Annotated in this window: 13 protein-coding genes; 3 read left to right on the top strand and 10 right to left on the bottom strand. The window is 68.6% G+C overall.

All coding sequences use genetic code 11. The features are described 5' to 3' along the window. Positions 1-26: 26 nt before the first annotated feature. Together VGD93_RS13945 and murD are read left to right on the top strand one after the other, a co-directional pair. Positions 27-1358: a hypothetical protein gene (locus VGD93_RS13945; protein ID WP_395012765.1), complete on the top strand. Its 1332-nt coding sequence runs from the start codon at positions 27-29 to the stop codon at positions 1356-1358. Beyond that, the gene (murD, locus tag VGD93_RS13950) at positions 1348-2670 is read left to right on the top strand and encodes a UDP-N-acetylmuramoyl-L-alanine--D-glutamate ligase (RefSeq protein WP_395012766.1); all 1323 of its coding nucleotides are present in this window, start codon (positions 1348-1350) and stop codon (positions 2668-2670) included. The genes VGD93_RS13945 and murD overlap by 11 nt, the downstream gene beginning before the upstream one ends. Positions 2671-2677: 7 nt before the next feature. On the opposite strand, the gene VGD93_RS13955 is transcribed toward murD, so the two are convergent. From VGD93_RS13955 to VGD93_RS13995, 9 genes are all read right to left on the bottom strand, one after another. Next, positions 2678-3706, bottom strand: coding sequence for an acryloyl-CoA reductase (locus VGD93_RS13955; protein WP_395012767.1), 1029 nt, complete (start codon positions 3704-3706; stop codon positions 2678-2680). 291 nt (positions 3707-3997) lie between these two features. Beyond that, the gene (locus tag VGD93_RS13960; protein ID WP_395012768.1) at positions 3998-4858 is read right to left on the bottom strand and encodes an SDR family oxidoreductase; all 861 of its coding nucleotides are present in this window, start codon (positions 4856-4858) and stop codon (positions 3998-4000) included. Beyond that, on the bottom strand, positions 4858-5046 hold the full coding sequence (locus VGD93_RS13965) for a DUF3008 family protein (protein ID WP_395012769.1): 189 nt from the start codon (positions 5044-5046) through the stop codon (positions 4858-4860). Before VGD93_RS13965 ends, VGD93_RS13960 begins: the two co-directional genes overlap by 1 nt. Before the next feature lie 82 nt (positions 5047-5128). Next, the gene (locus tag VGD93_RS13970; protein WP_395012770.1) at positions 5129-5608 is read right to left on the bottom strand and encodes an MgtC/SapB family protein; all 480 of its coding nucleotides are present in this window, start codon (positions 5606-5608) and stop codon (positions 5129-5131) included. Positions 5609-5682: 74 nt separating this feature from the next. Next, a complete protein-coding gene (locus tag VGD93_RS13975) occupies positions 5683-6471 on the bottom strand; it encodes an SDR family NAD(P)-dependent oxidoreductase (protein ID WP_395012771.1) in 789 nt (262 codons plus the stop codon). Beyond that, positions 6472-7518 (bottom strand): NAD(P)-dependent alcohol dehydrogenase, encoded by a 1047-nt coding sequence (locus VGD93_RS13980; RefSeq protein ID WP_395012772.1) that lies wholly within the window; start codon positions 7516-7518, stop codon positions 6472-6474. Continuing rightward, on the bottom strand, positions 7515-8345 hold the full coding sequence (locus VGD93_RS13985; RefSeq protein ID WP_395012773.1) for an ATP-binding cassette domain-containing protein: 831 nt from the start codon (positions 8343-8345) through the stop codon (positions 7515-7517). The genes VGD93_RS13980 and VGD93_RS13985 overlap by 4 nt, the downstream gene beginning before the upstream one ends. Beyond that, positions 8342-9457 (bottom strand): ABC transporter permease, encoded by a 1116-nt coding sequence (locus tag VGD93_RS13990; protein WP_395012774.1) that lies wholly within the window; start codon positions 9455-9457, stop codon positions 8342-8344. The genes VGD93_RS13985 and VGD93_RS13990 overlap by 4 nt, the downstream gene beginning before the upstream one ends. Positions 9458-9550: 93 nt before the next feature. Further along, on the bottom strand, positions 9551-10570 hold the full coding sequence (locus VGD93_RS13995) for a sugar ABC transporter substrate-binding protein (RefSeq protein WP_395012775.1): 1020 nt from the start codon (positions 10568-10570) through the stop codon (positions 9551-9553). A 325-nt stretch (positions 10571-10895) separates the two neighbouring features. Between VGD93_RS13995 and VGD93_RS14000 the strand changes: the two genes are divergently transcribed. Continuing rightward, positions 10896-12131 (top strand): ROK family transcriptional regulator, encoded by a 1236-nt coding sequence (locus VGD93_RS14000; protein ID WP_395012838.1) that lies wholly within the window; start codon positions 10896-10898, stop codon positions 12129-12131. On the opposite strand, the gene VGD93_RS14005 is transcribed toward VGD93_RS14000, so the two are convergent. Beyond that, positions 12128-13126, bottom strand: coding sequence for a DNA topoisomerase IB (locus VGD93_RS14005; protein ID WP_395012776.1), 999 nt, complete (start codon positions 13124-13126; stop codon positions 12128-12130). The genes VGD93_RS14000 and VGD93_RS14005 overlap by 4 nt on opposite strands. Positions 13127-13154: the final 28 nt, after the last annotated feature.

A 13154-nucleotide genomic window follows, 5' to 3' on the forward strand; every position in this document is an offset into this window, starting at 1 on the left:
TCCGCCGCGCTGGAAAGAATCGGTCCTTGCGTCCAGAATTCCTCATCGACAAGCCGCACTTCGATGCGGCCAGCGGAACCGCAAGGTTCAGCTACGGCCTCGATGGCAGGCGCTTCACCGAGACCCTGCAGTTCCCCCCCGGCTGGGAGGGGCGCATCCTGGGCACGGACGTCTTCGACAAGCTGCTCGACCTCGCCGCGATGGTGCTGGGGGTAAGCTACTACAAGCTGCAGGCGCCGTTCGTCATCGCGGCTCCCGACATCGCGCTGCGCGACGCCGAGAAAGCCTTCGTGCTCGACGTCTACGAGAACGGCATGGGCGAGTTCTTCGCCCGCAACGATCTGAAGCGTTTCGGCCGGCTCAGCATCGAGACGCCCGTCGATGCGCGGCCGTCACTGCCCGCGCCGGTGCTGCGCGGGCGGACGCTGCTGCCCATCGGCGGCGGCAAGGACTCGCTGGTGAGCGTGCAACTGCTGGAGGCCGCCGGCGTTCAGTTCACGCCCTTCGCGGTCAACCCCAGGGGCCCGATCCTGTCTTCCATTGGCGAGATCGGGCGCGAACCGCTCTATGTCACGCGCACCCTCGATCCCGAGATGCTGCGCCTGGGCAAGGAACCCGGCTACTACAACGGCCACGTGCCCATGACCGCCATCAATTCGCTGATCGCGGCGCTTTGCGCCCTGCTCTACTCCTACGACCGCATCGTACTCTCCAACGAGCGCTCCGCCAGCGAGGGCAATGTCAGCTACGACGGCCGCGAGGTGAACCACCAATACTCGAAGTCGCTCGCCTTCGAGGCGCTGCTGGCCGATACGCTTGCCGGCGCGACCGGCGGGGCGCTGGGCTATTTCTCGCTGCTGCGGCCGTTCTCGGAGGCGAAGATCGCGCGCCTGTTCGCGCGCCAGACCCGCTTCGACCACGTCTTCTCGAGCTGCAACCGCAATTTCCGGTACGATGGCCACACCGGCCCGCTGTGGTGCGGCGAGTGCCCCAAGTGCCACTTCGTCTTCCTGATCCTCGCCCCGGAGATGGAAAAGGCGCGCCTGGTTAGCATCTTCGGCCGGAATCTTCTCGCGATCATTGAGAATGAGGCCTCGTTCCGCGAACTCACCGGTCTCGCCGGGCAGAAGCCGTGGGAGTGCGTGGGGGAGATCCTCGAGGCAGCCGCCTGCCTCTACGCGCTGACGGAGCGCCCCGAATGGGCGGAAGACGCAATCGTTGCAAGGCTCAAGGGCGATCTGGTGACTCAATATGGCAGCGGCCGGCTGGTAGCGGCGCTGGAGGACTTGATGGCCGACGACGACCACCACCGCATCCCGCCCGACATCGCCGAAAGGGTCATGAACCATGCAGTTTGAGGAACCGGTCCTGCTCTACGGTGCCGGCCGCGAGGCCCGCTCGACACGCGCCTATATCAAGGCGCAATCGCCCGCGACCCCGGTCTATGTGACCGTCGACAGCGGCGAGGCGGCGATCGAAGACACCGAGATCATCGCCCCGGTCGACCTGCCGGCCGCGGTCGCGCAGCGCCGCTTCGGCACCATCGTCAAGAGCCCGGGCGTATCGCGCTATCGCCCGATCTTCGCGGTGGCGCGCGAGGCCGGCATCGCCGTCACCTCCAACCTCAATCTGTGGGGCGAGGCCTATCGCGCCGGCCGCACCGTCATCGCCATCTCCGGCACCAAGGGCAAGTCGACGACGGCGACGCTGGTCCACCTGATGCTGGTCGAGTCCGGGCTCGATGCCGGGCTCGCCGGCAATGTCGGGCTCGCGCCACTGGACATCGCCGACCGCAATGCCATCGTGGTGTTCGAGCTGTCGAGCTACCAGACCGCCGACATGGCGTTCTCGCCCGACATCGCGGCCATCACCAACCTGACGCCCGAGCACACGGACTGGCACCGCGACGTCGAGCACTACTACGCCGACAAGCTCAACCTCATCGATCGCGACCAGCCCTTCCCGGTGGCGCTGGGCGCCCGGGCCGCCGACAACCCGCTGGTGCTGGCGGCGGTGCGCGACCGCAGCCGGCTGATCCCGCCGCTGGCCCCCTTCATCGAGGACCGCATCACCGCGGCGGTAGCCCGCTCGCGGCTCAAGGGCGAGCACAATCTCGACAATGCCATCCTCGCCGCGCAGATCGCCCTCAAGGCCGGCGCCGACCTCGAGGCGGTGGTCCGCGGCATCGCGAAATTCGTGCCGCTGCCGCACCGGCTCGAGGAGCACAGCTTCGGCGCGACGGTCTTCGTCGACGACTCCATTTCGACGACGCCGGAGGCGACCAAGGCGGCGCTCAATGCCTACAATGGGCAGCGCATCGCGCTGATCGCCGGCGGCCACGAGCGCCAGCAGGACTATGCCGAGCTGGCGACCCTGCTCGCGCCCTCGGGGGTCACCATCCTCGTCTGCCTGCCGGTCACGGGCGACCGCCTGGCGACCGCCACCTATGCCGCCGCCCCCGATATCGAGGTGCTGGAGGCGGCGACGCTGGAGGCCGCGATGCAGGCCCTGGCCACCCGTACCGCCCGCTTCGATACCGTCATCCTGTCGCCCGGGGCCCCGAGCTACGGTCAGCTCGAGCGCCCGGGCAAGGTGTTCCACAATTTCGAGGAACGCGGCGCCGCCTTCGTCCGGCTCGCCGGGGAACTGTTCGCGCCGCCCGCGGCGTGACGCGCCGTCAGCCCGCCGCGGCGGGATTGATGACGACGCGGCCCGCCACCTGGCCCTTGAGCATGCCGGCCGCGATGGCCGGCACCTCGTCGAGCCGCGCCTCGGTGACCAGCGGCTCGTAGGTGGCGGCGTCGTAGAGGTCGGTCAGCCTGTCCCAGGCGGCCAGTCGTGCCTCGTAGGGCGTCATGACGCTGTCGATGCCGAGCAGCGACACGCCGCGCAGGATGAACGGAATGACGCTGGCTTCCCAGGTGATGCCGCCGGCATTGCCGATCACGGCCACGGCCCCGCCATACCTGATCTTCTTGAGCACCTCGCCCAGCAGCGGGCCGCCCACGGCATCGACGGCCGCCGCCCACTGCTCCTTGTCCAGCGCCTTGCCGGACGGCCTGAGCAGCTCTTCGCGCGGCACAATCCGGCTGGCCCCGAGACGGGTCAGTTGCTGCTCGAGTTGCGGCCGGCCGGTAACGGCGGCCACGGTGTAGCCCAGGCGCGCCAGCAGCAGCACGGCCATGGTGCCGACGCCGCCGCCGGCCCCGGTGACCAGCACCTCGCCCCGGTCGGGCGCCGCCCCCTCCGCCTTCAGCCGGTTGGCGGCGAGCATGGCGGTGAGGCCGGCCGTGCCGATCACCATGGCGTCCCGCGTGGTCAGCTTCCTGGGCAGCGGCACCAGCCAATCGGCCTTGACCCGGGCGCGCTGCGCGAAGCCGCCCCAATGGATTTCGCCCACGCGCCAGCCGGTGAGGACCACCGCCTGGCCCGGATGGTAGCGCGCATCGCTGCTGTCGAGAACGCGGCCGGCGAAGTCGACGCCGCCGACATGGGGATAGACGCGCACCAGGTTGCCGAGGCCGTTGAGGCACAGGGCATCCTTGTAGTTGAGGCCGCTCCATTCGATCTCGACCAGCACCTCGCCGGGCGGCAGGCGCTCGTCGGCAAGCGTCTCGAGCCGATTGGCAACCGCGCCGGAATCATCTTTGCTGGTAACGAGCGCTTGGAACGGCATGGCGGCCTCGGGCTTGAGAAGTTTGCCCATGGCTACGTGCGCCGGACGGCTGCGTCAACGCCTTCCATGGTCGGAGCGCGGACCCGGGGTTGGGCGCGCAACCCTTCCTGCCGCCCGGCGTTGTTGCAGGATGTGCGCTGGGTCCCGGCCGGACGCGGCTTGCCGGCCCATGGAAGGGCAAACCCTGCGGCATCGCCGATCCTCCCTGCGGCGATGCGGCAGCGTGGTTGTCACCGCACCGGTGCGGCACAACCGCGGGGCCGGTCGCCGCACCCTCCGGCGGCGACCGGCCTGCCGGATCGGCCGCGGTGCGCATCGGCGTCAGCCGCCGACGATCTCGCCACCATTGGGATGCAGCACCTGCCCGGTCATGTACGAGCTGTCGTCGCTGGCGAGGAAGAGGTGGCACGGCGCCACCTCGTTGGGCTGGCCCGGTCGCCCCAGCGGCTGGCTGGTGCCGAATTCTCCCACCTTCCCGGCATCGAACGAGGCGGGGATCAGGGGTGTCCAGATGGGACCGGGGGCGACGGCGTTCACCCGGATCTGCCGTTCGGCCAGGGCCTGCGACAGCGAGCGGGTAAAGGCCACGATGGCGCCGCGCGTCGATGAATAGTCGATCAGCTCGGGCGAGCCGCGATAGGCGGTCACCGACGTAGTGTTGACGATCGAGGCGCCGGCCTCGAGGTGGGGCAACACCGCCTGCGTCAGGTAGAAATAGCCGAAGACGTTGGTCCTGAACGTCTGCTCGAGCTGTTCGGGGGAGATGCCGGTGAGATCCTCCTGCGGATGTTGCTCGGCGGCATTGTTGACGAGCACGTCGATCCTGCCGAAACGGGCCAGCGTCTCCGTCACCGCGTCCTCGCAGAAACTCTTGCTGCCGATGTCGCCGCGCAGCAACACCGCCTCGCTGCCTTCGGCCTCGACCCGCTCGGCGGTCGCCTCGGCGTCGCTATCCTCCTCGAGATAGATGATGGCGACGCGCGCGCCCTCACGGGCGAACAGCACCGAGCAGGCGCGGCCGATGCCGCTGTCGCCGCCGGAGATGATTGCGACCTTGTCCCGGAGCCGTCCGGAACCGGGGAAGCGCGGCTGGTAGAGCGGCGCCGGGAACATCTCGTCTTCGCTGCCGGGCTGGTGGTCCTGCTGCTGCGGGGGCAGGCGTTCGGGGCGCTCGTCCGGCATCAGCGCGAGTCCTTGTGCTCGGGCTTGCCCTTGTGGCTGGTGGCCGCGAAGTCCTCGAGCTGCTTCTCGGACATCGATTCGTACATGCTCTTCGAGGCGCCCTTGAGTTCGCTGACCTTGGTGTCGCCGCGCTTGGCGGAGAGCGCCGCGCCGGCGGCCTTCTGCTGGGCTTTGGATTTGGCTGGCATGGGAACCTCCCGTTCTGGGTTCCTGCCTCAACGTGGGGTGCGCCGATGCGTTCCGCCCCGCCGCCGCTTGTGATCGCGGGCGCTACCTGTCCTTGCCCACGACGCGATGGGCGAAGGCGCGGAGCGCCCCCAGGACGACGACGGCGAAAATCGCCACCACCGCACCGATCAGGTAGTAACCCAGCGCCGCGGTCACCCCCGCCGCCCCGGCCAGCCACATGCCGGCACCGGTGGTCAGGCCCTGGACGTTGCCGCGCTGCTGGAAGATGGCGCCGGCCCCGAGGAACGCAATGCCGGCCGTCACGGCTTCGACCGCGCGGATCGGGTCGCCCACGGTCGTGCCGGCAATGCCGGGGAGATGGAAAATCTCGAACGCCATGGTGGTGAACAGCGCCGCTGCGGCCGCTATCAAGATGTGCGTGCGCAGCCCTGCCGCCCCGGCGCTCAGTTCGCGCTCAAAGCCGATGACGGCGCCCAGGACGGCGGCGATGGCCAGCCGGATCAGGATGACGTGCTGCGGCGTGTGGGTCTCGATGTATCCTATGCTTTCGGCCCAATCCATGACGCTTCCCGTTGCCGTACGGGCATCAACGGGGGACCGCCGGCGAGGTTCCGCGCGTCGCAGGATGCACCCGGCTACACCGACCTCAGCCAGCCTCCATCGACGAAATAGGTCGACCCGGTGGAATAGGTGGCCTTGTCCGAGCACAGGAAGACAAAGAAATGCGCCAGCTCCTCGGGGCTGGCGAACCGCTTCATGCCGCCCGCCTCGTCGGCGACACCCTGCAGGTGCCCCTCCCAGTCGCCGCCGGTATCGGCGGTGAGCTGGCGCGCGGTCTTGATCCAGTCGGGGGTGAGCACGAGGCCCGGATTGACGCAGTTGACGCGGATATTGTCGCCGACCACCTCGTTGGCGAGGGTCTTGGAGAACATCATCAGCGCCGCCTTGGTGACGTTGTAGATCGGCTCGTACCAGAGCGGCTGCACGGCGCAGATGGAGGCGTTGTGCAGCACCACGCCGCCGCCCCTCGCCCGCATCTGCGGCACCAGCCCGCGCGCCAGGCGCACCGCCGCCATGACGTGCAGGTCCCAGTAATACTGCCACTTGTCGTCGCCGGCCTCTGCGATGGTCTCGTTGGAGCCGGTGCCGGCATTGTTGATGAGGATGTCGGCGCCGCCGAAGGCATCGGTGGATTCGACCAGGTCGCGGCAGCCATCCGCCGTTGCGACGTCGCAGGAGACCGGCAGCGTGCGCGCGCCGTATGCGTTCGCCACGCGCGTTGCTTCCTCGCTCAAGCGCTCGCCGCCACGCGCGGCCATCACGATGTTGGCCCCCTCCGCGGCCAGCCCCTCGGCCACGGCCAGACCGATGCCGACGCTGGCGCCGGTGATGACGGCGGTCTTGCCGGCAAGTCCCAGGTCCATCTAGGCCTCCACCCTGATCTGCAGCTTCACGTCCGCTGGCCGCCCTTCGGCGGCCCGGTCGAAGGCCTCGACGGCGCGCTCGAAGGGGAAAGTTGCCGAGATGAGCGGCTTGAGGTCCACCTTGCCCGAGGCGAGGAGCGCGATGGCCCGCTCGTACTGGTGCGCATAGCGGAACACCGAGGCGATGGTGAGTTCCTTCGTCGAGAGGCTGGAGATGTCGACCGCGACCGGGTCGACCGGCAGGCCGACGGCAACGATGGTGCCGCCCGGCCGCGCCAGCGCGGCGATCCCCTCCCACGCCCGCGGCGAGCCGGAGCATTCGAAGACGACGTCGGCGCCCCAGTCGCCGGTGAGCCGGTTCACCTCGTCCACGAGCGCCTTATCCCGGACGTTGACCGGGATGATCCCCTGGTAGCGCGCGGCGATGTCGAGCTTGGGCTGCGCCAGGTCGGCGACGATCACCCGCGCGCAGCCGCCCGCCAGCGCCGCCAGCGCCACCATGGTGCCGATGGGGCCGGCGCCGATGACGACGGCCGTGTCACCCGGCGCGATCCGCGCCTTGCTCGCCGCCTGCATGCCGACGGCGAAGGGCTCGACCATGGCGCCTTCGGCAAAGCTCACGTTGTCGGGCAGCCTGAACGTGTAGGTGGCGGGGTGCACCACGTAGGGCGTCAGCACCCCGTGCACCGGCGGCGTCGCCCAGAACGTCACCGCCGGGTCGACGTTGTACAGCCCGAGCCGAGCTGCCCGGGAATTCGGGTCCGGCACGCCCGGCTCCATGCACACCCGGTCGCTGACCGCGAGGTCGGTGACCCCCTCCCCGACCTCGATCACAGTGCCGGCCGCCTCATGCCCCAGCACCATCGGGGCGTCCACGACGAACGGTCCGATCCTGCCGTGGGTGTAGTAGTGCACATCGGAGCCGCAGACGCCGACGGTGTGGACCTTGATCTTCACCATGCCGGGGCCGACTTCGGTCGGCAATTCGATCTCCCGCAGCTTCAGTTCGTGCTGTTTTTCGAGCACGAGGGCACGCATTTTCGTCATTGCACCTGAGAGCTTTCCTCGCCGACCTTGTAGTGATGCGTCGGCCCGGTGGCGCCCTCGACCGGCGGCTTCATCGCCCCGGTCATGATCGCCACTGCGTCCGACATCGAGAATTCCTTGGGGTCGATGATCGCGATGCGCTTGCCGAGCCGATGGATGTGGATGCGGTCGGCCACCTCGAACACATGCGGCATGTTGTGCGAAATGAGGACGATCGGCAGGCCGCGTTTCTTCACATCGAGCATCAGCTCTAGCACGCGGCGGCTTTCCTTGACGCCGAGCGCCGCCGTCGGCTCGTCCATGATGACGACCCGGCTGCCGAACGCGGCGGCGCGCGCCACGGCCACGCCCTGGCGCTGCCCGCCGGACAGCGTTTCCACCGACTGGTGGATGTTCTGGATGGTGAGCAGGCCGAGTTCGCTCAGCTTGTCGCGGGCGATCCTGGCCATCCTGGTCCGGTCGATACGGCGGAACAGCGTGCCGGTCCAGCCCGGCTTGCGGAGTTCGCGCCCCAGAAACATGTTGTCGGCAATGGACAGCGCCGGGCTCAGAGCCAGGTTCTGGTAGACCGTCTCGATGCCGGCGCTGCGCGCGTCCATCGGCGAGCGGAAGTGGACCGGTTGGCCCTCGAGCAGGATCTCGCCCGCATCCGGAATCACCGCGCCGCAGAGCGCCTTGATCAGCGTCGACTTGCCGGCGCCGTTGTCGCCGATCACCGCGAGGATCTCGTTGCGGCGGAGATCGAAATCGGCATTGTCCAGCGCCACGACGCGGCCGTAGCGCTTGTTGAGCCCCCTGCCTTGAAGGACGATGTCGCTGCCGCTCATGCTGAAATCTTCCTGATCCACTGGTCGATGGTCACCGCCACGATGATCAGCACCCCAACCGCGAAATCTTGCCACAACAGGGCGAGGCCCGAGAGTGCGAGCCCGTTGCGGAACACGCCGACGATCAACGCGCCGAACAGCGTGCCCACGATCGAGCCACGGCCGCCGAACAGGCTCGTGCCGCCGATCACCACGGCGGTGATGGAATCGAGGTTGGCGGTCTGCCCGGCTTGCGGGCTGACGCCGCCGATGCGGCCGATCAGCACCCAGGCGGCGATGGCGCAGATCAACCCGGCGAGCGCGTAGACGGCAATCAGCACCCGGTTGGTGTCGATGCCCGAGAGCCGCGCCGCATCGGGATCGTCGCCGGTCGCATAGACGTGCCGGCCGAAGGCCGTACGCGACAGGATATAGGACAGGATCACCGCCACCACGATCATCAGCAGCGAGCCGTAGGTCACCACCCAGCCCCTGAGGAACGGCAGGTCGAAGCCGAAGAACAGCCCGATGTCGTGCAGCTTGAACAGCTTGCCCAGCCACAGGAGGAACGGCGCCGCCGCCTCCATGTCCTGCGAGCGGATAGTTTCGCTGTTGGAATAGAAGGTGTTGAGCGCTCCGAAGATGCTCCAGGTGCCCAGCGTCACGATGAACGGGGGTAGCCGCAGCATGGTGATGATGAGCCCGTTCAGCAGGCCGCAGGCAATGCCCGCCAGCAGCCCCAATGGGAAGGCGATGGCCACCGGCACGCCGTAGACCACGGCGGTGCGCCCCATGACCACCGAGCACAGGATCATGATCAGCCCGACACTGAGGTCGATGCCCGCCGTCAGGATGATCAGGGTCTGGGCCATGGCGAGGATGGCGACGATCGTCACCTGCTGCAGCACCACCGACAGATTGAGCGGCGAGAGGAACTTGCCGGGGGCTGCGACGGCGAAGATCACCACGCCGACCAGCAGCACGATCAGCGGGATGGACGTCGGGTACTGGTGCAGGAAGCCCTGCACGCGCCGCACGAACCCCCGGTCCGCCTCCTCGAAACTGACGACTTCCCCCGCCCCGCCCCTCAGTCCCCGTTCGGCTGCCGCCGAGCCGGCCGCGTCATCGCTCATCGTGTCCCCACTCCCCTCAGGAACCGCTCAGGATCGTCGGCCCCCGCGCCACGCGGAGCGCGGCGCGAAGACCGTGGTGGCTTCCGGGCCCGGTCAGCCCCAGCAGAGCTCGGCGCCCTTGGTGGTGTCGATCGACTCGACGCCGGCCACCGGCTTGTCGGTCACCAGCGTCGCGCCGGTGTCGAGGAAGCCCATCGCCGGGTCGATCGGGGGGATATTGCCGGAGGCGATCGCCTCAAGTGCCATCGACGCCATCTTCAGCGGGTACTGCTGGCTGGTCGCGCCGATGACGCCCGCCTTGACGTTGGCGACGCCCGGGCAGCCGCCGTCGACCGAGACGATCAGCACGCTGCCGTCATCCTTGCCGACGGCCTTCAAGGCCTCCCACGCACCGGCCGCTGCCGGCTCGTTGATGGTGTAGACCACGTTGACGTTCGGGCACTTCTGCAGCGCGTTCTCCATCGCCGTGCGCCCCTTTTCCTGGTCGCCCTGGCTGATTTCGTGCGTGCAGATGCGCGGATCATCCTCGTCGCCGTATTTGTTGGGGTCCTTCACGTCGATGCCGAAGCCTTGCATGAACCCCTGGTCGCGCAAGTAATCGACGGTGGGTTGGTTGGTGGCGAGGTCGAGGAACACGATCGAAGCGTCCTTGGCCTTGTCGCCCAGCGTTCCGGCGGCCCACTGGCCGATCAGCATGCCGGCCTTGCGGTTGTCGGTCGCGAAAGTCGCCGTTGCCGCATCCATCGGATCAAGCGGGGTATCGAGCACGATCACCATGAGGCCGGCATCCTTGGCCTTCTGGATGGTCGGCACGATCGCCTTGCTGTCCGACGGCACGATGGCGAAGCCCTTGGCGCCGGCCGAGATCAGGTTCTCGATGGCGGCGACCTGCGCGTCATTGTCGCCGTCGAACTTGCCTGCCGCGGTGATCAGCTTGAGCCCGAGCTCCTTGGCCTTGGCTTCGGCGCCTTCGCGCATCTTGACGAAGAACGGATTGGTCTCGGTCTTGGTGATGAGACCGACGGTGACCTCTTGCGCGTAGGCCGTTGTGGCCATCGCCGCGGCCACGACGGCACCCGCCAGCGCGACCTTCACAAAGTCGAGTCTTCCCATGTTGTCCTCCCTTGGAGTTGCACGACGTTGCCCGCCGGCCGACGCCGGACGCGAGCGCGCGGCAGTCCGGGGCGAACGAGGCCTTGCCCGTCCGTTCTCCCCGACCGCACCGGAGACTTCAGCGCATCGCCTGCGTCCTGTCAATAAATTAATCCAGTTGATTTATTAATTGACAGGGGGAAGGCATGGACGCAGGATGCTTCAAGCGAAATTACCAACCTGATGATTGTATTTCGCTTTTGTCGCAGGCAACGCAGATGGTGCGGCCGTCCGAAGCGTGCTTCATGCACAAAGGTAAAGATTTGGGGAGGAAGCGTCGGTGGCGATGGACGCGGGCGGCAAGGAGTTGAGCGCCAGGCCGGGAGCCTCGAGCCGGGGCACCAACCAGCTCGGCGTACGCCTCTATAACGAGAGGCTGGTGCTGTCGCTCATCCGCCTCCACGGCGGGCTGCCCAAGGCCGACATCGCGCGGCTCACCCGGCTCTCACCGCAGACCATCTCGATCATCATGAACCAGCTGACGGCCGACGGGCTTTTGCTCAAGGGCAGCCCGCAGCGCGGCCGCATCGGTCAGCCATCGGTGCCCTACTCCCTCAACCCCGAGGGGGCCCTCGCCTTCGGCCTGAAGATCGGCCGGCGCAGCGCCGATCTCTACCTCATCAACTTCACCGGCGAGGTGCTGCAGCTGCTGCACGAGACCTACGCCTATCCCAAGCCGGAGCGGGTCCTGGCCTTCGCCCGGGACGGGATCGAGCGCATGCTCGCGCAGCTGCCCGAGCGGCTGACCCGCCGCATCGCCGGGCTCGGCATCGCCATGCCCTACGAGATGTGGACCTGGCACGAGGAAATCGGCGCCCCCAAGGCCGAAATCGACGCCTGGCGCACCATCGACATCCGCGCCGACATCGCCGGGTTCTGCCCCTGGCCGGTGTATTTCGCCAACGACATCACGGCGGCCTGTGCCGCCGAGCTCATGTTCGGCGGCGGCGGCGACCACAGCGACTATCTCTACGTCTTCATCGGTTCGTTCATCGGCGGCGGCCTCGTGCTCGACGGCCACCTGTTCCCCGGACGCACGCAGAACGCCGCCGCTCTCGGCTCGATGCCGGCGCCGGGGGCGAGGCTGGGCGGCAGTGCCAAGACGCCGCAGTTGATGAACGTCGCCTCCATCTACGTGCTCGAGCGCAAGCTGCACGCCCGGGGCCGCAATGCCGACGTCCTCTGGCAGTCGCCCGACGACTGGGGCGACGCGCTGGGCCCGGTCCTCGACGAATGGATCGATGAGGTCGCCGAGAGCGTCGCCTTCGCCGTCGTCGCCGCCATTGCCGTGATCGACGTCGAGACGGTCATCATCGACGGCGCCTTCCCCATCGCGGTCCGCCGGCGCATCATCGCCCGCACGGAGGAGGCGATTTCCCGGGTCAACCGGCAGGGCCTGTCGCCTTTCCGGCTGGTCGAGGGCTCGATCGGCAACGCCGCCCGCGCCATGGGGGGCGCCAGCCTGCCGCTATTGGCCAATTTCACCCAGGACCGCGAGGTGCTGTTCAAGGAGGGCAGCTAGCCCGCCGCCGACAGGACCACGCCGAGCCGCATCTCGCGCTGCCGCAGGCCGTCGCGGCGCGGCGCGCCCTCCTGCCACAGCGGCGCCAGCCTGCCGCCCTCGAACAGGCGGAACAGGCACGGCGCGATGTAGCTCTGCCGGGTGATGGCTGGCGTGTTCTGCAGGAAGCCCGCCACCTGGCGCACCACGGCCGCCACCTGCCGCTTGCGTGCGGCGGGCGACGCCTCCGGCTCGAGCCGCGACAAGGCCTCCGCCGCCAGCGCGCTGGCATGGAGCGTGCGGAAATCCTTGGCCGTCACGGCGGCCCCGGAAATCTCGCGCAGATAGGCATTGAGGTCCTCGGCTCGCAGGCGGCGAGGCGCGCCGTCGGCACCGTGATAGGCCAGCAGGCGCCGGCCCGGCACCGACTTGAGCCGCTCGATGGCGCGGGCGAGCCGGGCATCGGAGACGACATAGGAGGCCCGCTTGCCGCTCTTGGCGGGAAAACGCAGGACCACGGTGTCGCCGGTCACGGCGACGTCGCGCGCGAACAGCGTACCGGCGCCGCGCGTGCCGTTGCTTTCGAGATACCGCTCGCGCCCCACCCGCATCGCCGTCCGGTCGATCAGCGCCACGCCGACCGCAAGCGCCAGTTCCTTGCTGCCCGATGGCGCCTCGAGGTCGCGCCGGACGCGACGGCGGATCCGCGGCAGCGCCGCGCTCAACGCCGCCAGTTGGCGCTGCTTGCGGCGCGTCCGCCTCGCTTCCCAGTCCGGATGGTAGATGTACTGGACGCGGCCGGCCTGATCGATGCCGCAGGCCTGGATGTGGGCGTTCGCTTGCGCTGCGATGCGCACCTGCTGCCACGCCGGCGGAATGGCCAGCGCCCGCACGCGCGCCCTGAATTCCGCATCGCCCACCGGCGCTCCCTCGGCGTCGAGGAAGGTGAACCCCCTGCCGCTGCGCCGCCGCGCGATCGTCAGATCGTCCCGGCGGACGCGTCGCAACCGTGCCATCCGTGTCCCCCCTCGCGCGCCGCAGGCG

Origin of the sequence: Devosia sp. (assembly GCF_036406155.1) — a bacterium.
Taxonomy (GTDB): domain Bacteria; phylum Pseudomonadota; class Alphaproteobacteria; order Rhizobiales; family Devosiaceae; genus Devosia_A.